Annotated in this window: 17 protein-coding genes (1 of these 17 running past the window's edge); 3 read left to right on the top strand and 14 right to left on the bottom strand. The window is 60.6% G+C overall.

What is annotated here, in order from left to right:
• Nucleotides 1-25 precede the first annotated feature (25 nt).
• The 4 genes from PSAKL28_RS00635 to PSAKL28_RS00650 form a co-directional block, all read right to left on the bottom strand.
• Nucleotides 26-1,399, bottom strand: coding sequence for a M16 family metallopeptidase (locus tag PSAKL28_RS00635; RefSeq protein ID WP_038605285.1), 1,374 nt, complete (start codon nucleotides 1,397-1,399; stop codon nucleotides 26-28).
• Nucleotides 1,400-1,433: 34 nt separating this feature from the next.
• Nucleotides 1,434-3,092, bottom strand: coding sequence for a Na/Pi cotransporter family protein (locus PSAKL28_RS00640; protein ID WP_038605295.1), 1,659 nt, complete (start codon nucleotides 3,090-3,092; stop codon nucleotides 1,434-1,436).
• A gap of 219 nt (nucleotides 3,093-3,311) precedes the next feature.
• Nucleotides 3,312-4,085 carry a TerC family protein gene (locus PSAKL28_RS00645; protein WP_038605297.1) on the bottom strand — a complete coding sequence of 258 codons (774 nt, stop codon included), beginning with the start codon at nucleotides 4,083-4,085 and terminating at the stop codon, nucleotides 3,312-3,314.
• 72 nt (nucleotides 4,086-4,157) lie between these two features.
• A complete protein-coding gene (locus tag PSAKL28_RS00650; protein WP_038605299.1) occupies nucleotides 4,158-5,465 on the bottom strand; it encodes a CitMHS family transporter in 1,308 nt (435 codons plus the stop codon).
• A gap of 304 nt (nucleotides 5,466-5,769) precedes the next feature.
• Between PSAKL28_RS00650 and PSAKL28_RS00655 the strand changes: the two genes are divergently transcribed.
• Entirely contained in the window at nucleotides 5,770-6,171 is a 402-nt protein-coding gene (locus PSAKL28_RS00655; RefSeq protein ID WP_038605301.1) for a GFA family protein, read from the top strand.
• Between the two features lie 119 nt (nucleotides 6,172-6,290).
• Here PSAKL28_RS00655 and PSAKL28_RS00660 read toward each other — a convergent pair whose 3' ends face one another.
• The 10 genes from PSAKL28_RS00660 to PSAKL28_RS00705 all read right to left on the bottom strand — a co-directional run bounded on the left by PSAKL28_RS00660 (nucleotide 6,291) and on the right by PSAKL28_RS00705 (nucleotide 16,045).
• Entirely contained in the window at nucleotides 6,291-8,249 is a 1,959-nt protein-coding gene (locus PSAKL28_RS00660) for a DUF7844 domain-containing protein (RefSeq protein WP_038605303.1), read from the bottom strand.
• Nucleotides 8,246-8,566, bottom strand: coding sequence for a DUF2388 domain-containing protein (locus PSAKL28_RS00665; RefSeq protein WP_038605304.1), 321 nt, complete (start codon nucleotides 8,564-8,566; stop codon nucleotides 8,246-8,248). Before PSAKL28_RS00665 ends, PSAKL28_RS00660 begins: the two co-directional genes overlap by 4 nt.
• Nucleotides 8,567-8,593: 27 nt before the next feature.
• Nucleotides 8,594-8,887: a DUF2388 domain-containing protein gene (locus PSAKL28_RS26630; protein WP_075226418.1), complete on the bottom strand. Its 294-nt coding sequence runs from the start codon at nucleotides 8,885-8,887 to the stop codon at nucleotides 8,594-8,596.
• Between the two features lie 120 nt (nucleotides 8,888-9,007).
• Entirely contained in the window at nucleotides 9,008-9,325 is a 318-nt protein-coding gene (locus tag PSAKL28_RS00675) for a DUF2388 domain-containing protein (RefSeq protein ID WP_038605309.1), read from the bottom strand.
• A gap of 291 nt (nucleotides 9,326-9,616) precedes the next feature.
• Nucleotides 9,617-9,832, bottom strand: coding sequence for a DUF1127 domain-containing protein (locus PSAKL28_RS00680; RefSeq protein ID WP_038605311.1), 216 nt, complete (start codon nucleotides 9,830-9,832; stop codon nucleotides 9,617-9,619).
• Nucleotides 9,833-10,150: 318 nt separating this feature from the next.
• Entirely contained in the window at nucleotides 10,151-11,644 is a 1,494-nt protein-coding gene (gene scpC / locus PSAKL28_RS00685) for a succinyl-CoA:acetate CoA-transferase ScpC (RefSeq protein WP_038605313.1), read from the bottom strand.
• A gap of 177 nt (nucleotides 11,645-11,821) precedes the next feature.
• A complete protein-coding gene (locus tag PSAKL28_RS00690; RefSeq protein WP_038605315.1) occupies nucleotides 11,822-13,258 on the bottom strand; it encodes an NAD(P)(+) transhydrogenase (Re/Si-specific) subunit beta in 1,437 nt (478 codons plus the stop codon).
• Nucleotides 13,259-13,260: 2 nt separating this feature from the next.
• Nucleotides 13,261-13,578: an NAD(P) transhydrogenase subunit alpha part 2 gene (locus PSAKL28_RS00695; RefSeq protein WP_038605317.1), complete on the bottom strand. Its 318-nt coding sequence runs from the start codon at nucleotides 13,576-13,578 to the stop codon at nucleotides 13,261-13,263.
• A gap of 11 nt (nucleotides 13,579-13,589) precedes the next feature.
• On the bottom strand, nucleotides 13,590-14,711 hold the full coding sequence (locus PSAKL28_RS00700) for a Re/Si-specific NAD(P)(+) transhydrogenase subunit alpha (RefSeq protein WP_038605319.1): 1,122 nt from the start codon (nucleotides 14,709-14,711) through the stop codon (nucleotides 13,590-13,592).
• Nucleotides 14,712-15,118: 407 nt separating this feature from the next.
• Nucleotides 15,119-16,045 (bottom strand): LysR family transcriptional regulator, encoded by a 927-nt coding sequence (locus PSAKL28_RS00705; RefSeq protein WP_038605322.1) that lies wholly within the window; start codon nucleotides 16,043-16,045, stop codon nucleotides 15,119-15,121.
• A 160-nt stretch (nucleotides 16,046-16,205) separates the two neighbouring features.
• Between PSAKL28_RS00705 and PSAKL28_RS00710 the strand changes: the two genes are divergently transcribed.
• Both PSAKL28_RS00710 and PSAKL28_RS00715 read left to right on the top strand, forming a co-directional pair.
• Entirely contained in the window at nucleotides 16,206-17,387 is a 1,182-nt protein-coding gene (locus PSAKL28_RS00710; protein WP_038605324.1) for an acyl-CoA dehydrogenase, read from the top strand.
• 14 nt (nucleotides 17,388-17,401) lie between these two features.
• Nucleotides 17,402-17,568: the 5' portion of a CaiB/BaiF CoA transferase family protein gene (locus tag PSAKL28_RS00715; protein WP_038605327.1), read on the top strand. The gene runs 1,054 nt beyond the window's last position; only the first 167 of its 1,221 coding nucleotides appear in the window; it begins with the start codon at nucleotides 17,402-17,404; its stop codon lies off the right edge, out of view.

Below are 17,568 nucleotides of genomic sequence, written 5' to 3' on the forward strand. Positions count from 1 at the left end.
GGAGCGGGCTTGCCCCGCGATAGCGTCAGCGCCGACGCCGCCAGTGCCAGATCAGTACGCCGGCGAGTACTAAGCCCAACACCAATACCAGCCCATACAACTGGTCATAACTGATCAACGGCTGTTCGATTCGCACAAACCCGGGCCTGGCCAGCAGCTGGCGCAACGCCTGATTGGCATCACTCAGGCTGACCCGGCGCATGGCGCGCACCGGGTCGGCAAAGCGTCCGTCGAGGTAATCGTTCAGCGCGCCCCAGTAGTAGTCCGCCAGTGCCGCGTTGCCCTGGGTGGTCCAGGCTTCGCGATCGATTGCCGCCTGTTTGACTCGCTCGAAGGTGGCCGGGTCCAGGCCGTGCTTGCGCAACTGCTCAAGCATGTCGCTCAAGGCCTGCTCGGCTTCCTTGATGTCGGCGCGGTCGAGGTCGGCATTGAGGCTCATCACGCCGGTATCGCCGAAGCTTTCCCGTTGACTGAAAGGTCCGTACGACAGCCCGTGCTTGAGCCGCAACTGTTCATACAGTGCCCAGTCCAGATAGCGTTGCAGCAGGTCGTAGGTCTGGCTGTGATCGTTGTCCAGCACCGGTTCGAGGAACAACCAGTGCAGGCGGGCACTGTCGCCGAGCCAGCCGCGGATCAGTTCACGACGGGCTTCGGCTTTGTGGGTAACGCCTTCCAGTGTGCGGCGTTTGCCAGGTTCGGCTGGCTGCAGTTCGCCATAGCTGCGTTCCAGGTAGGCTGGTAGCAGACGATCGAGGCCGCCAACCACGATCAGGCTCATGTTGTTGGCGGCGTACCAGTGCTGGCGCACATCCTTGACCTGTTCCACGGTCATGTCGGCCACGGCCGAGCGCTCGGCGCACTTGAGCCCCAGCTCCACCGCCAGCTGGTCGCTGGCGCGGTGGCCGAGGTCCTGGCGGTCCAGCCAGCGCTGCAGGTGGGAGTAGTGACCGCCATCTTCGCGTTCGACGATCTTCTTCGACAGCGCCAGGGCCTTTTCGTCGATCTCGGTGTCCTTGATCACCGCCAGCAGCAGGTCGAGCACCTTGCGCTGGTTACGGGCCGGAGCTTCGATGACAAAGGTGGTGTCAGCACTGCTGGTGTAGGCGTTCCATTCACCGCCCAAGGCCTGCATGCGCGCTTCCAGGCCGCCTTCGCCGCTGCCGTCGAGGCCACTGAACAGCACGTGCTCGAGCAAGTGCGGCAGCTCTTGCTGTTCACAGGGAAAATCATCGAAGCCAACCCCGACCACCAGCCGAATCGACACATGATTGCGCTCATAGCCCGACTTGAGCAGCACCTGCAAACCATTGGGCAGCAGGTAGCCTTCGACCTGTGAGCGGTCGAGGGCAAAGCCGGGCATGGCCCCCAGCAGCAGGCACAGGAACATCAGGCAACGCATGGCAAGCTTCCTTGCGGGGGGGCTGCGGTAGCGGTCAAGGTGAATGGGCATCGTCCGGGACACTGTCGAGCAGTAAACCGCCGGTATCGGAACCACCCAATACTACATAGGCACTGCTGCAGAACAAGGAGTTCAGTCGTTTCATATCGGCAATCAGTTCCAGGTGCAAGGCGCTGGTTTCGATACTTTGCACCACTTTACGTTGCAGGCGGCTGACATGGGCATGGGCCAGGCGCCGTTCCTGAGCGCGAAAGCGGCGTTTTTCCCGCAGCAACTGGCGGGCACTTTCCGGGTCGGCACTGAGAAAGACCGACAGCCCCAGGCGCAGGTTGGCGAGTAACTGGCTGTGCAGGCCGGTCAACTCCTCCAGGCCGACATCAGAGAACTCCCGGCGCTGGGAGGTCTTCTGCTGCTGCACCTTGCGCAGCATGCGTTCGATAAGGTCGCTGGCCAGCTTGAGGTTGATCACCAATTCGATGATTTCCGCCCAGCGCTTGCTGTCCTGAGTGCTGAGGTCTTCGCGGGGCATTTGCGCCAGATACAGTTTGATCGCGTTGTTCAGCGCTTCGACGTCTTCGCCCAGGCTGCGTACCTGCTGCGTCATCGCTGTGTGGGTGCCCAGCAGAACGCCGTGCATGGCGTCGAGCATGTTGTCGATCAGGTCGCCCACACGCAAAGTCTCACGCACAGCGTTGGCCAGGGCCAGGCTCGGGGTGCTCAGCGCCGCCGGGTCCAGGTGACGCGGCCGGGCCCGGCCATTGGCCTCGGCCCGCTCCGGTAGCAGCCAGCTGCAGATGCGGGCCATGGGTTTGACCGTCGGCAGCATGATCAGGCAGCGCAGGGTGTTGTAGAGCAGGTGAAATCCGATCACCAGTTCCTGGGCACTGAACGTCAGGCTGTCCATCCAGCGTACCAGCGGGTCGAGCACCGGGATGATCAGGATCAAGCCGATCAGCTTGTACAGCAGGCTGCCCAGGGCCACCTGGCGGCCGGCGGCGTTTTGCATGCTGGTGCTGAGGAAGGCCAGCAAGCCGCTACCGATGTTGGCGCCAATGACCAGGCCGATGGCCACCGGCAGGCTGATCAGCTCGGCGCCGGCCAGGGTCGCGGTGAGCAGTACGGCGGCCAGGCTTGAGTAGGAAATCAGCGCAAACAACGCACCGACCAGAGCGTCGAGGAGGATATCGCCAGTCAGCGAGGCGAACAGCACTTTCACCCCCTGGGCCTGGGTAATCGGTGCAGCGGCTTCGACGATCAGTTGCAGGGCGAGAATGATCAGGCCCAGGCCGATACCGACGCGGCCCAACTGTCCGGCCCGGGTCTGTTTGCGCGAGAGAAAAAAGATCACCCCGAGGAAGATCAGCAGCGGTGACAGCCACGACAGGTCAAAAGTCAGCACCCGCGCCATCAGCGCCGTACCGACATCGGCGCCGAGCATGATCGCCAGCGCCGGGGTCAAGGACATCAGCCCCTGACCGACAAAGGAGGTCACCAGCATCGCCGTCGCGTTACTGCTCTGGACCATGGCGGTCACCAGGATCCCGGCAAGGAAAGCCAGCGGGCGCCTGGACATGTTCTGACTCAGCACGCGCCGCAGGTTGGAGCCATACACCCGCAGGATGCCGGTACGCACAATGTGTGTGCCCCAGATCAGCAGCGCCACGGCGGAAAGCAGATTGAGCAGGGTCAGCATTGAACAGGCCCCCTGTTGATCGTGCCCCAGTGGGACAAATGGATGGTGCCGTGAGCCTGGCCTGATCGCAGGCGGTTTTTCCCAGTGCTCACTTAAGCTGTAGTCGGCCCAAGGGCTTGGCGCCAGCATCGCATAGCCAGCGCGAGCTTTGAAACAAAACCGTCATGAAATCAAATGAAAAAAGGGCCCCGCAGGGCCCTTTCAACAGATGCTCCAGGTTTACTGACCCGGAATATCCTTGCGAAGTTTCACCGGTTCGCCTTGTTCCTGGTTTCTTTTCCGGGCCATGGCGGTGCGCATCTTGATGTTGATGGCCTCGACTGCCAGAGAGAAGGCCATGGCGAAGTAGACGTAGCCCTTCGGCACATGCACTTCGAAGGCTTCGGCGATCAGCACGGTACCGACGACGATCAGGAACGACAGGGCGAGCATCTTCAGCGAAGGATGCTTGTCGATGAAGTTACTGATGGCACCGGCGCAGAGCATCATCACCAGTACGGCGACCACGATCGCCGCGATCATCACCGGAACATGGGAGACCATGCCGACTGCGGTGATCACCGAGTCCAGGGAGAACACGATGTCGATGATGGCAATCTGGATGATGGTGTAGAGGAACTTTCCGCCTTTACCGGCAGGCTCGTCGTGGGTTTCATCCTCGCCTTCCAGGCCGTGGTAGATCTCTTGCGAGCTTTTCCACAGCAGGAACAGGCCACCGAAGAACAGGATCAGGTCGCGACCGGAAATACCCTGGTCGAATACCACGAACAGGTCGGCCGTCAGGCGCATCACCCAGGTGATCGACAGCAGCAGCAGAATACGGGTAACCATGGCCAGGGCCAGGCCGAAAATCCGGGTGCGTTGCTGCATGTGCTTGGGCATGCGGCTGACCAGGATCGAGATCATGATGATGTTGTCGATGCCGAGAACGATCTCAAGAGCCGTCAGGGTAAAAAAGGCAACCCAGATTTCTGGGCTGGTCAGCCATTCCATGTGTATTCCTTCGTGCGATAAATGCAGAACGCCCGGGCAAGGGGCGCGCTGCGGTTGTATGAAACTGTTGTCTTATAGGCTGCTGAACAGTGGGAAAATTCCCATGAGCAGCGCGGCGAGCATTATGCACAGGCAGACCAGCACTGCCCACTTCAAGGTGAAGCGCTGGTGATCGCCGAAGTCGATGCCAGCCAGGGCCACCAACAGATAGGTAGAGGGTACCAGCGGGCTGAGCAGATGCACGGGTTGGCCGACGATCGACGCGCGGGCCATTTCCACTGGCGAGATGCCGTAGTGGCTGGCGGCTTCGGAGAGTACTGGCAGCACCCCGTAGTAGAAGGCATCGTTGGACATGAAGAAGGTGAACGGCATGCTCACGATCGCGGTGATCACCGCCAGGTAAGGGCCCAGTGCTTCAGGAATCACTGCCAGCAGGCTCTTGGACATGGCTTCGACCATGCCGGTACCGGACAGAATGCCGGTGAAGATACCCGCAGCGAAGATCAGTCCAACTACCGCCAGCACGCTGCCGGAATGCGCGGCAACACGGTCTTTCTGCATTTGCAGGCAAGGATAGTTGACGATCATGGCAATACTGAAGGCGACCATGAACAGCACCGGCAGCGGCAGCAAGCCCGCGACCAGGGCAACCATCAGCGCGCTCGTCAGAGCACCGTTGAACCAGATCATTTTCGGACGACGAGCATCGGGGAACTGCGAAACGCTGATTTCGCTGTGGTCGATTTCGTCACCTGGCAGGTGCAATTCGCCCAGGCGGGCGCGTTCACGCTTACCGTACATGTAGGCAATCGCAAGAATCGCCACTACCCCTGCCAGCATGGCCGGGATCATCGGTACGAAGATGTCCGAAGGGTCGACATGCAGGGCGCTGGCCGCACGCGCGGTCGGGCCGCCCCAAGGGGTCATGTTCATTACCCCGCCAGCGAGAATGATCAGGCCTGCCATGATCCGTGGGCTCATGCCCAGGCGGCTGTACAGCGGCAGCATGGCCGCCACGCAGATCATGTAAGTGGTGGCGCCGTCGCCGTCCATCGACACGACCAGGGCCAGCACAGCGGTGCCCACCGAGACTTTCAGCGGGTCACCTTTGACCATCTTGAGAATCTTGCGCACAGCCGGATCGAACAGACCGGAATCGATCATCAGACCGAAATACAGGATGGCGAACATCAGCATCACCCCGGTCGGGGCCAGCTTGGTGATGCCTTGCAGCATCATCGGTCCGATATCGCCCGAGAAGCCACCGAACAGGGCAAAAATGATCGGCACCAGGATCAGGGCGATCAAGGCCGACAGGCGCTTGCTCATGATCAGGTACATAAAGGTGATGACCATGGCAAAGCCGAGGAAGGTCAGCATAGGAGTACTCCAGGCGTATCGCGTCGAAAAAGGAACGAGTCGGGCGGATCAGCGCGCGAGGCGCGGCGCATGGAATAACGGAGGGTGTGCAGCGGGGAGGCGGTTGTAAGCAAACATCAGAATCACCATTGTTGTTGTTAATTGGGCCGGGCGCTGTACAGCAAGTCAGGTGCCCTGGCTGACCGGTCTGTGCCGGTAGTGGCGGTCATCCTAAGCCGGCAAGCTTTCAGCCAGCTTTCGCTGGCCCAATGGCGACGAGAGGTGCATTGTTGGCGTCAGGTCACAGGCGCGGGAGGGACAAGTGATGGGCGATACATACGAAGGCGGCTGCCATTGCGGCGCCTTGCGCTACTGGGTTCGAGGGCCGTTGACGGACGTTGCGCACTGTCATTGCTCGGTGTGTCGACGGGTCAGTGGCGGGCTGCTGGTGACCTGGGCGACCCTGCCCTGCGCTGATTTCCAGTGGTTGAGCGGTACGCCGCAACGCTACGACTCTTCACCCAGCTGCGTACGCTACTTCTGCAGCCGATGCGGGGCGCATGTGGCGCTGACCACCGACCTGAGCCCGGAAACCATCGACATCACCATCACCACCCTGGACAAGCCTGAACTGGCCCGGCCGCAACGGCATATCTGGACCAGTAGCCGCCTGCCCTGGCTGCATCTGGATGAGCATCTGCCGGGGGAGCCCGAAGAGTCCCTATAGATCGGGTCAGGTCCGGTGGGAGCGGGCTTGACCCGCGATTGCGTTTTGTCAGGTAAATCGCATCGCGAGGCAAGTTCGCTCCCACCTAAGTGAGCAGCATTGCCCTCTAGGTGTGTTGTTCAGGGTAACTGCAAGCCACCCGCAGCCTTGTGCAGGGCGCGCAAATGCTCGCCAACCTGCTTGATGTTGGCTTCCACTGCGGCAATTTCAGCTGCCCTGGCCGGGCCGAGCAGCGCACGTACTTCCTTGTCCAGATCGGCACTGAGCGTTTGCAGCTGCTTTTGCCGTTGGCTGGACTCGCTGATCAACAGCTTGCGTTCCCCTGCCTGCGGCAAGCCGTAGCCGCTGCTGCCCAGCAGTTCTGCCGGCCGGCTGAGAAAACCGCTGTTGGCGAGAATCTGCTGCAGCGTACCATTGGCCTTGGCCACGCTGGCATCGTTCGCGGCCCGACCCGTCAGGTAGCGCTGTTTAACCTCGTCCTGGGCCAGCAGCAGTTGCTTGCGCAAGCTTGCCTGCTCAAGCAGGAGCAGCGCTGCACTGGTGCGCAGATCAGCCTGTGTGAACCATTGCTGGCGTTGCTTGGCAGATTGATCCAGCCAGGCTTCGACACTGTCCTGGGGGATTGGCAACTGCTGTTTAAGCACCAGGAACATGGCCTGGTAGCGGTCACGGTAGGAATCGAAGCGGTAACCCAGGCGCAGCGCCTCGCGGGGATCATCGAGCACGCTGACATCGGCCAGCCCGCGCCCTTGCAACACTTCCAGCAAGCCGTTGGGCACGATGCTGTCCAGATCGGCCAGGCGCGGGTTGGCGGTGCCGCTGCGCAACAGCTTGAGGGTTTCCACCGCACAGTTGTTGGACAGGAAGTAGTAGTTGCCGTCGTAACTCCAGTGCATCTCGGCCGCCTGGCGCACCAGGCTTTCCAGCTCATTGCGGTCAAACTTGAGGGGGATTGAGGCGAGGCTGCGCAGTTCGGTCTTGGTGTACTCGTCGATGACCTGGGCCAGGGGCAGGACGAACAGGCGTGAGGGGTAAGCCCCGGTCAGGCCGTCCCAACTTGATAGCTGCACATCATTGACGAAGGCGCGGTACGACAGCACCAAGTGCTGGTCGAGGTCGAGCCGGCAGTCAGGGCCGCGCGGGCGTCCGGGGGCGCAGATGACCAGGCGCAGCATGCTGTGGCCCCAGCGGCTGACCCAGTTCTGGTTGGCTTCGGCCAACAGGTAGTCCACGGCGTACACGCGCTCCGGGTCGATTTCTCCCAGTGGCGCCTTGGCGAAATCATTACCGGCATTGAGAAACGGCAACGCTTGCGGACAGGCCGGATGTTCCGGCGCCCAGTCGAAGTGCTCTTTCAGATAGTTCTGCAGTGCTGGCCGCCGGCAGGCGAAGCTCGGATCAAGGAGGAAATACTCCATGTTGACCGCGATGAACTCCTTCGGGCTGCTCAGCTCATAACTGTCGGGGCTGCGAGCTACCTGACGGTTATGTTGTTCGCGCTCCCCTCGCCTGCCGACATACTGCGGCCAGCCGGCCAGGTCGAGCAGGCGCGGATCATCGCTGAGGGTGAAGCGCCGTTCGGTTTGCCCGCGGCACTGTTCAGGCAGGCCAACCTTGCCCTGACTGCTCAAATGCCGGGCGCACTGGTTGATCAGGCGCCGTTCGCTGCCCTGCCAGAGGCGGGCGCGATCGTAGATATGCGTCAGCTCGTGCAGCACGGTGGCCAGCAGCTCCTGGCGCACTGTGCCGTGGGGGCGAGCGGTTTTTTGGCTGGCTGCGCTGCCATCGGTGAGGTCGGGCAGCAGCCGGCGATTGAGTTCGAGCGTTGATACCAGCGATGCCTGGCCGTAGGCATCTTCAGGCATCTTCGTGCTCCAGCTGACCCGGACACGCCGATCCAGTCGCGCCTTGAAGCTCGGCGGCAGCGCCTGCATGGCTTCATCCAGCAGTGCCTGGCTGGCACGCTGCTGAGCAGGCTCAAGCCCCTCCGTCTGCAGTTGCAACTGCAGCTCGGCCAGGGCTGGGCTGCCGAGTAGCGTCAGCAGGCCACCCAGCAACCAGGCGCGCAGGGTGTTCACAGGGCGAGAATGGCTTCAGCCAGGGCTTGATCGCTGGCCTGACGTGCTTCAGGAACACGCTGGCGCAAGGTATCGAAGGCGGCTTCCAGTTGCGCACCACGGATTTCACCGCTGCTGGCGACGTAACTGGCGGCATCGTCGCGGGCTTCACGGACGACTTTGGAGTCGCGAATCGAGGTGGTGGTATCGGAAGTGAAGTCGAGCGAGCGGCCAAACGCGCGCACGATGATGTTGCTGGTGGCCACCAGGGTTTGTGCCTGAGCAACATCGGCCAGCAACAGAAGGCCAAGGGTGGCGGCAATCAGCGGGTTACGCATGGAGCATCTCCGGAAGAACGGGGGTAATCATTGGACGAGAATTGCCTGCGCCAGTTCAAGGTCGGCGACAGCAAGTTCGGGGTGGGTCTCGCGCAACCGGCTCAGGGCGGCCTGCAGTCGGACACCGTGTATCTGGCCGTCGCTGGCGACAAACGCGGCGGCATCATCCTGGGCATTGAGCAGCAGTTTGCGATCGAAGGGCGCCGAGGTCACCTTGCTGGTGACGTAACCGCTGACGACAAGATTGTTGGTGGTGAGGTCCAGGGCCTGGGCAGCACCGGTCCAGCACAACGCAAGCAACAGTAATGACAGATAACGCATGGGTCTCGTTAGGCTGGCGAATCAGACGGCAAAGGCTATCCCAATGCGCTGGCAAGGACCAGCGCAGGGCATCCGGCTTCATTGCATGTTGTTACATGCTGAAGCCGGAAACAGACGAACTCAGAGCGCCAGGATGGCCTGAGCCAGTTGTGTGTCGCTGGCCTGCAGGCTTGGCGCCTGCTGACGGATGTGGGCGAAGGCACTTTCGAGCTTCACGCCGCGGATCTCGCCGTGGCTGGCAACGAAGCTGGCAGCGTCGTCACGGGCGGCGCGCACGATTTTGTCGTCACGGAACGATGAGGATACGTCAGAGGTGGCATCAGTGGATGCCGCGACGCCGCGAACGATAGTGTCGGTGGTTACGACGAAGCTGGTGGCGTTGGCAGTGGAAGCCAGAGCCAGTACCAACGCGGCGCCAAACAAGCGAGTACGGAACATGGTCGATCTCCTGGTTGAAGCGGGTTCTTTGTGTCAGACGCACGCTCAGCCGGTTGCGCTACTTTCACCAGACTGGGTGTCCTAAGGGTATCACGCGATCAGCGTCTGCGAATTGGACAAGGTTTTGGCAAGATTTATCAACTGTACCTATAAAAAATAACTATTTTTAAACTGTACCTGTTGTGTTCTTAGCCGCTCTATCTCGCGACTTCAAACGAAAAAACCCGTCAGCAGTGACCTGCGACGGGTTTTCGGAATTCGAGGTGCCGGCCTTGGCCGGCGAGCCCTGCATTAACGCCAGAACGGCTTGCTCAGCTCTTCGTAGCGTTGTGCTTCGCTGATCCCGGCGTCGGCCAGCAGGCGCGAATCCAGACGGGCCAGTTGGTGGCGGCTGGCGATGCGACGTTGCCACAGCATCAGGTTGGCCAGCAGGCGCAATGGCAGCGCGGCCTTGGATTGTTCGTTGGAGCGTTCGAAAACCAGATCGGAACTGAGGGTACGTTCCATGATGTCATCCTTCCGCTTGTGGCGGCATTAGGTAGTGATTTAACTGATGCCAATGATCCTCCTCTGTCGTCCATAACAGTAGATACAGTTCACCTACATTGTGATGGGCCAGTTAACTGTTTTAGGGCACTGTTGCACTCCGAATAGGCGTAACTGTACTGGTCTGCACTTAAGTGGTGCGTTTTTGCTCGAAGGGAGAGTGCGGAGAGAGAAAATCGAGGTGAAAACACCGGTACAGTAGAACAGTTTATGCTGGCTTAAGGTTGCCAACTGTTCAGCCGGTGAGCATTGCGCACCACCGGCTGAAAACTGTGTGGCTTAGCTGGCGAGCATGCGCCCGGTTTCTTCCAGGTTTTCGTGCCAGGCCAGGGCTTCGCGCAGGATATGCGGGGTATGGCCGCCCTTCTCGCAGGCGCGGGTGAAGTAGTCGTTCAGCGCCTCGCGGTAGTCAGGGTGCACACAGTTGTCGATGATCACCCGTGCACGTTCACGCGGCGCCAGGCCACGCAGGTCGGCCAGGCCTTGCTCGGTGACGAGGATATCGACGTCATGCTCGGTATGGTCCACGTGGCTGACCATCGGCACCACGCTGGAGATTGCACCGCCTTTGGCAATCGACTTGGTGACGAAGATTGCCAGGTGGGCGTTGCGGGCGAAGTCGCCCGAGCCACCAATGCCGTTCATCATCCGCGTGCCGCAGACGTGCGTAGAGTTGACGTTGCCGTACAGGTCGAACTCAAGGGCGGTGTTAATGCCGATGATGCCCAGGCGGCGCACCACTTCAGGGTGGTTGGAGATTTCCTGCGGGCGCAGGACCAGTTTGTCCTTGTAGCGCTCCAGGTTTCCGAACACGTCGGCGTTGCGACGGCTCGACAGGGTGATGGAGCTGCCCGAGGCAAAGCTCAGTTTGCCGGCGTCGATCAGGTCGAAGGTCGAGTCCTGCAGTACTTCGGAGTACATGGTCAGGTCTTCAAACGGCGAATCGATCAGGCCGCACATCACAGCGTTGGCGATGCTGCCGATACCGGCCTGCAGCGGGCCGAGCTTGTTGGTCATGCGCCCTGCGTCTACTTCCTGCTTGAGGAAGTTGATCAGGTGGTTGGCGATGCCCTGGGTTTCATCATCGGGCGGCAACACGGTGGACGGTGAGTCCGGTTGCTCGGTGATGACGATGCCGACAATCTTGGCCGGGTCGATCGGGATCGCGGTGCTGCCGATGCGGTCATCGACTTTGACCAGCGGGATCGGCGTGCGGGTTGGCCGGTAGGTCGGGATATAGATGTCGTGCAGACCTTCCAGGTTGGCGTTGTGGGCCATGTTGATCTCGACGATCACCTGTTTGGCGAAGATCGCGAAGCTGGCCGAGTTCCCCACCGAAGTGGTCGGTACGATATGGCCCTGCTCGGTGATGGCAACCGCTTCGATGACCGCGATGTCCGGCAGCTTCAGTTGCTGGTTGCGCAGCTGTTCCACGGTTTCCGACAGGTGCTGGTCGATGAACATGACTTTGCCATCGTTGATGGCCTTGCGCAGCGTGCTGTCGACCTGGAATGGCATGCGACGGGCCAGAACGCCGGCTTCGGTCAGTTCTTTGTCCAGGTCGTTGCCCAGGCTGGCACCGGTCATCAGGCTGATTTGCAGCGGAGATTGCTTGGCACGTTCGGCCAGTGCATGCGGCACCGCCTTGGCTTCGCCGGCGCGGGTGAAGCCGCTCATGCCGACGGTCATGCCGTCCTCGATCAGGCCAGCGGCATCAGCCGCACTCATTACCTTGCTGTGCAGGGAGGACAAGCGGATACGATCACGGTACATGGATTGTTATCTCAGGCTACTAAAGCTAGATGCGCAGTCTAGTGATTTAGCAGCCCGGCGTCCCGCGACCAAGGTCGAATGCGAAGCCAGGAAATAGAGCCTTCTGTCGGCGGGCCGGGCATTAAAAAGCCCCAGCCGGTACCGCGCTGGGGCTAATTGTCACAGCCTGACAAAGACTTAGTCGACGGCTTTGACCATGTCCTCGATGACCTTCTTGGCGTCGCCGAAAACCATCATGGTTTTGTCCAGATAGAACAGTTCGTTATCAAGCCCCGCATAGCCACTGGCCATGGAGCGCTTGTTGACGATGATGGTCTTGGCCTTGAACGCTTCAAGGATCGGCATGCCGGCGATTGGCGATTTCGGATCGTTCTTCGCGGCCGGGTTGACCACGTCGTTGGCGCCGAGCACCAGCACCACGTCGGCCTGGCCGAACTCGGAGTTGATGTCTTCCATCTCGAACACCTGGTCGTACGGCACTTCGGCTTCGGCCAGCAGTACGTTCATGTGCCCAGGCATGCGCCCTGCCACCGGGTGAATCGCATACTTCACGGTGACGCCGTTGTGGGTCAGCTTCTCGGTCAGTTCCTTCAGCGCGTGCTGGGCACGGGCTACCGCCAGGCCATAACCTGGAACGATGATCACGGTGTCGGCGTTGCTCAGCAGGAAAGTGGCGTCATCGGCCGAACCGGATTTCACCGGGCGGGCTTCCTGCGCACCGGCTGGGCCGCCGGCGTCAGTAGCGCCACCGAAACCGCCGAGGATCACGTTGAAGAACGAACGGTTCATCGCCTTGCACATGATGTACGAGAGGATGGCGCCCGACGAACCCACCAGCGAACCAGCAATGATCAGCATCGAGTTGTTCAGCGAGAAGCCGATACCGGCGGCCGCCCAGCCCGAGTAGCTGTTGAGCATCGACACCACCACCGGCATGTCGGCGCCACCGATCGGGATGATGATCAGCACGCCCATGACGAACGCCAGGATCAGCATCAGGGCAAAAGCGCTGTAGCTACCGGTGAAGGTGAAGACCAGACCCAGGCCGATGGTGGCCAGGCCCAGGACCAGGTTCAGCTTGTGCTGGCCGGTGAACTGTACCGGTGCGCCCTGGAACAGGCGGAACTTGTACTTGCCAGAGAGCTTGCCGAAGGCAATCACCGAACCGGAGAAGGTGATCGCACCAATGGCGGCACCGAGGAACAGCTCCAGGCGGTTGCCGGTCGGGATCGGGTCGCTGATGCTGGAAACGATACCCAGCGATTGCGGCTCGACCACTGCGGCGATGGCAATGAATACCGCGGCCAGACCGATCATGCTGTGCATGAAGGCCACCAGCTCGGGCATTTTGGTCATTTCAACGCGCTTGGCCATGATCGAACCGGCGGTGCCGCCGACCAGCAGGCCGACAATCACATAGCCGATACCGTCAGTGGCCAGCTCTGCGCCCAGCTTGTAGATCAGGCCGACGGTGGTGACGATTGCCAGCGCCATGCCGAGCATGCCGAACAGGTTGCCGCGCCGCGAGGTGGTCGGGTGCGACAGGCCCTTGAGCGCCTGGATGAAGCAAATCGAGGCGACGAGGTAGAGAAGTGTTACCAGGTTCATGCTCATGTTTACCGCTTCCCCTCAGCCTTTACGGCTTTCTTCTTGAACATCTCCAGCATGCGCCGGGTGACGAGGAAACCACCGAATACGTTGACCGCTGCCAGGGCCACCGCGAGGGTGCCCATGGTTTTGCCCAGCGGCGTTACGGTCAGCGCGGCAGCCAGCATGGCGCCGACGATGACGATGGCGGAAATGGCGTTGGTCACCGCCATCAGAGGGGTATGCAGTGCCGGGGTGACGTTCCACACCACGTGGTAACCGACATAGATCGCCAGCACGAAAATGATCAGGTTATAGACGCCGTGAGAGATCAGCATGTCTTCCATTGTCTGGCTCCTTATCCGTTCTTGCGGATGATCTGGCCGTCGCGGCACATCAGGCACGCGGCGACGATATCGTCTTCGAGGTTGATCACAAGCGCACTGTCCTTGTCGAACAGCAGCTTCATGAAGTCGAGCAGGTTGCGTGCATACAGTGCCGAAGCATCCGCCCCAACCTGCGCTGGCAGGTTGGTCGGGCCGACGATGGTCACGCCATTCTCGATCACCACCTGGTCGGCGACGGTCAGCGGGCAGTTGCCGCCTTGGGCCGCAGCCAGGTCAATGACCACCGAGCCCGGCTTCATTTGCGCAACGGTTTCGGCGCTGAGCAGCGTCGGTGCCTTGCGCCCAGGAATCAGGGCGGTGGTGATGACGATATCGGCCTGCTTGGCGCGCTCGTGCACGGCCTGGGCCTGACGCTGCATCCAGCTGGCGGGCATTGGCCGGGCATAGCCGCCGACACCTTCGGCGCACTCGCGTTCTTCATCGGTCTCGTAAGGGACGTCGATGAACTTGGCACCCAACGATTCGATCTGCTCTTTCACCGCCGGACGCACGTCCGAGGCTTCGATCACCGCACCCAGGCGCTTGGCCGTGGCGATGGCCTGCAGTCCGGCCACGCCAGCACCGAGAACCAGTACGCGAGCGGCTTTCACGGTCCCCGCTGCGGTCATCAGCATCGGCATGAAGCGCGGATAGTGATGAGCCGCCAGCAACACCGCTTTGTAACCGGCGATGTTGGCCTGCGAAGACAGTACATCGAGGCTCTGCGCCCGGGAGGTGCGCGGCGCCGCTTCGAGGGCGAAGGCGGTAATGCCGCTTTCAGCCATCTTGGCGATGATGTCGTTGTTGAACGGATTGAGCATGCCCACCAGTACGGTGCCGCTCTTGATCTGGGCCAGTTCGCTATCGTCGGGAGCCACAACTTTCAGAACAAGCTGTGCACCAAACGCATCGGCAGCGCTGCCAATGGTGGCGCCTGCTGCTTCATAGGCACTGTCCGGGACGCTGGCATTGATGCCGGCGCCGCTCTGGACGGTAACCTGATGCCCCTGACCAATCAGTTTCTTGATGGTTTCCGGGGTTGCAGCAACCCGTGTTTCGCCCGTCTGCGTTTCGAGTGGAACACCAATGTGCACGTCAAATCTCCTGCGTGATCTTTTGTAGGTAAACCAGTGCACTGCGGATGGTGCTTCTGGGGCGGCCGATCAGCACGATCCCGCCGAATTCCGGCGGGGCGCGGCATTTTGCAGGTGATTCCTGAATTGCTTCAACCAATTTTGAAGGGTGACGCTAATCAAACTACAAGTCACCCTGTGACCGAATGTCGCAAGAACAGGCCTGAAGCCCGCAAACTATGGGCTTCAGGGAGATTACGGTAAATTTTGAAAAAATTCCGCCGAATTCTCTGAAAGCGCTGATCAAAACGTGATTTATGCAGTGAAGGCCGCATAAACAGCAGGGTTAAGAGGTGCTGGAGGGGGTGACAAAACAGTTGTGCAAATTGCGACATTTACGTACATCTGTAGGGCTCCATTTTTGCTGACTACGGGGTCAGGTTATAGCTGTCGTCCTTGTGTGCCGCGGCGTAGCGCTCGGCTTCAACTACCAGCCAATCGCGAAAAGCACGCAGCGAGGCGGACTCGACCTTGCGTTCCGGGATCATCAGGTAATACGCCTTGATGCTCGACAACCCGTGCCGGTTGGCCACTACCAGGCGCCCTTCTGCCAGTTCACGCTGGATAAGGAACGGTGGAATCAGCGCCACACCCATCTCGTGCATGGCGGCCTGTGCCAACATCGAGAATAGCTCATAGCGCGGGCCAGTCATGTCGCGCGCAACGTTCATCTCCAGGCTGTTGAACCATTGGCGCCAGGCGTAGGGGCGCGTGGTTTGCTGAAGCAGAGGCAGCTGGGCGATCTGTTCGCCATCCAGATGCCCTGCTCCGCCTAGCAAGCCCGGGCTGCAGACCGGTACCGGGTTCTCGCCCATCAATCGATGGGAGTGCGTACCGGACCAATCGGCATCACCGAAATAAATGGCGGCATCGAAAGGGGTGTCGGCAAACAGGAAAGGTCGGGTGCGGTTGGTCAGGTTGACCGTGACTTCCGGATGACGTTGCTGAAAGTCCTTCAGTCTGGGCAGCAGCCATTGGGTGCCGAAGGTCGGAACCACGGCGAGCTCAATGACGTTGGCGCCCTGTTGGCCCATCACCGACAAGGTATCGCGTTCAACCGCATCCAGTTGCGTGGCCACCCGGCGGCTGTAGGAGAGTCCGGCTTCGGTGAGCTTTACCCCGCGACGCGAACGGCGAAACAGTTCGACATTGAGAAACTCCTCCAGCCCGGCAATTTGCCGACATACGGCGCCCTGCGTGAGGGACAGCTCGTGCGAGGCCTTGGTGAAGCTCTCGTGGCGGGCAGCTGCTTCGAAGCAGACCAGGGCTGCGGTACTGGGGATCTTCCGTCGCATGTACGTCAACCTCACTAATGGTGCGTATGGATGGGCTTTTTTCTCGTTACGGAGTGAGAAATTATCACAAGACTATGCGCATTCCTCGTTTGTCTCGTCGGTTGATCAGGCCTAGGATCAATGCACAACAACTCTGGTCCCATTTTTCGAGGATTCGCTCATGGCCGGTAAAGCAAGCTTCAACTGGATCGACCCACTGTTGCTCGACCAGCAGCTCACTGAAGAAGAGCGCATGGTGCGTGACAGCGCGTATCAGTTCGCCCAGGACAAGCTGGCCCCGCGCGTGCTGGAAGCGTTCCGTCATGAGCATACCGATCCTGCGATCTTCCGCGAAATGGGCGAAGTCGGCCTGCTCGGCGCGACCATCCCTGAGCAATACGGTGGCAGCGGCTTGAACTACGTTTGCTACGGCCTGATCGCCCGTGAAGTGGAGCGCATCGACTCGGGCTACCGTTCAATGATGAGTGTGCAGTCTTCCCTGGTCATGGTGCCGATCAACGAGTTCGGTTCTGAAGCAACCAAGCAGAAGTATCTGCCCAAGCTTGCCAGCGGCGAATGGATCGGTTGCTTCGGCCTGACCGAGCCTGATCATGGTTCCGACCCAGGTTCGATGATCACCCGTGCGAAGAAAGTCGACGGCGGCTACCGCCTGACCGGCAACAAGATGTGGATCACCAACAGCCCGATCGCCGATGTCTTCGTGGTCTGGGCCAAGGACGATGCCGGCGATATCCGCGGTTTCGTGCTGGAGAAAGGCTGGCAGGGTCTCAGTGCTCCGGCCATTCACGGCAAGGTCGGCCTGCGCGCTTCGATCACCGGTGAAATCGTCATGGATAACGTTTTTGTACCGGAAGAGAACATCTTCCCGGATGTACGTGGCCTGAAAGGTCCGTTCACCTGCCTGAACTCGGCCCGCTATGGCATCTCCTGGGGTGCGCTTGGTGCCGCTGAGGCCTGCTGGCATACCGCTCGCCAGTACACCCTGGATCGCAAGCAGTTCGGTCGCCCACTGGCAGCCAACCAGCTGATCCAGAAGAAGCTGGCCGACATGCAGACCGAGATTACCCTGGCCCTGCAAGGCTGCCTGCGTCTGGGGCGGATGAAGGATGAAGGTACTGCAGCGGTAGAGATCACTTCGATCATGAAGCGCAACTCCTGCGGCAAGGCTCTGGATATTGCCCGTATGGCCCGCGATATGCTCGGCGGCAACGGCATCTCCGACGAATTCGGTGTGGCCCGTCACTTGGTCAACCTGGAAGTGGTCAATACCTATGAAGGTACCCACGACGTGCACGCGCTGATCCTCGGTCGCGCACAAACCGGCATCCAGGCCTTCTACTAATAAGGAGCCAGCCCATGGGCGCGCTATCTCATCTGCGGGTGCTGGATTTGTCGCGAGTGCTGGCCGGGCCATGGTCCGGCCAGATCCTCGCCGACCTCGGGGCCGAAGTGATCAAGGTCGAGCGCCCGGGAACCGGCGATGATACGCGTGCCTGGGGGCCGCCCTTCCTCAAGGACGCCTA

The sequence above is a fragment of the Pseudomonas alkylphenolica genome (assembly GCF_000746525.1).
In the GTDB taxonomy this organism is placed as follows: Bacteria; Pseudomonadota; Gammaproteobacteria; order Pseudomonadales; family Pseudomonadaceae; genus Aquipseudomonas; species Aquipseudomonas alkylphenolica.

Excerpts from the sequence above, each read along its gene's own strand:
- PSAKL28_RS00635 (WP_038605285.1), bottom strand. The coding sequence starts at position 1,399 with ATGCGTTGCCTGATGTTCCTGTGCCTGCTGCTGGGGGCCATGCCCGGC.
- PSAKL28_RS00640 (WP_038605295.1), bottom strand. The coding sequence starts at position 3,092 with ATGCTGACCCTGCTCAATCTGCTTTCCGCCGTGGCGCTGCTGATCTGG.
- PSAKL28_RS00645 (WP_038605297.1), bottom strand. The coding sequence starts at position 4,085 with ATGGAATGGCTGACCAGCCCAGAAATCTGGGTTGCCTTTTTTACCCTG.
- PSAKL28_RS00650 (WP_038605299.1), bottom strand. The coding sequence starts at position 5,465 with ATGCTGACCTTCCTCGGCTTTGCCATGGTCATCACCTTTATGTACCTG.
- PSAKL28_RS00655 (WP_038605301.1), top strand. The coding sequence starts at position 5,770 with ATGGGCGATACATACGAAGGCGGCTGCCATTGCGGCGCCTTGCGCTAC.
- PSAKL28_RS00665 (WP_038605304.1), bottom strand. The coding sequence starts at position 8,566 with ATGCGTAACCCGCTGATTGCCGCCACCCTTGGCCTTCTGTTGCTGGCC.
- PSAKL28_RS26630 (WP_075226418.1), bottom strand. The coding sequence starts at position 8,887 with ATGCGTTATCTGTCATTACTGTTGCTTGCGTTGTGCTGGACCGGTGCT.
- PSAKL28_RS00675 (WP_038605309.1), bottom strand. The coding sequence starts at position 9,325 with ATGTTCCGTACTCGCTTGTTTGGCGCCGCGTTGGTACTGGCTCTGGCT.
- PSAKL28_RS00680 (WP_038605311.1), bottom strand. The coding sequence starts at position 9,832 with ATGGAACGTACCCTCAGTTCCGATCTGGTTTTCGAACGCTCCAACGAA.
- scpC (WP_038605313.1), bottom strand. The coding sequence starts at position 11,644 with ATGTACCGTGATCGTATCCGCTTGTCCTCCCTGCACAGCAAGGTAATG.
- PSAKL28_RS00690 (WP_038605315.1), bottom strand. The coding sequence starts at position 13,258 with ATGAGCATGAACCTGGTAACACTTCTCTACCTCGTCGCCTCGATTTGC.
- PSAKL28_RS00695 (WP_038605317.1), bottom strand. The coding sequence starts at position 13,578 with ATGGAAGACATGCTGATCTCTCACGGCGTCTATAACCTGATCATTTTC.
- PSAKL28_RS00705 (WP_038605322.1), bottom strand. The coding sequence starts at position 16,045 with ATGCGACGGAAGATCCCCAGTACCGCAGCCCTGGTCTGCTTCGAAGCA.
- PSAKL28_RS00710 (WP_038605324.1), top strand. The coding sequence starts at position 16,206 with ATGGCCGGTAAAGCAAGCTTCAACTGGATCGACCCACTGTTGCTCGAC.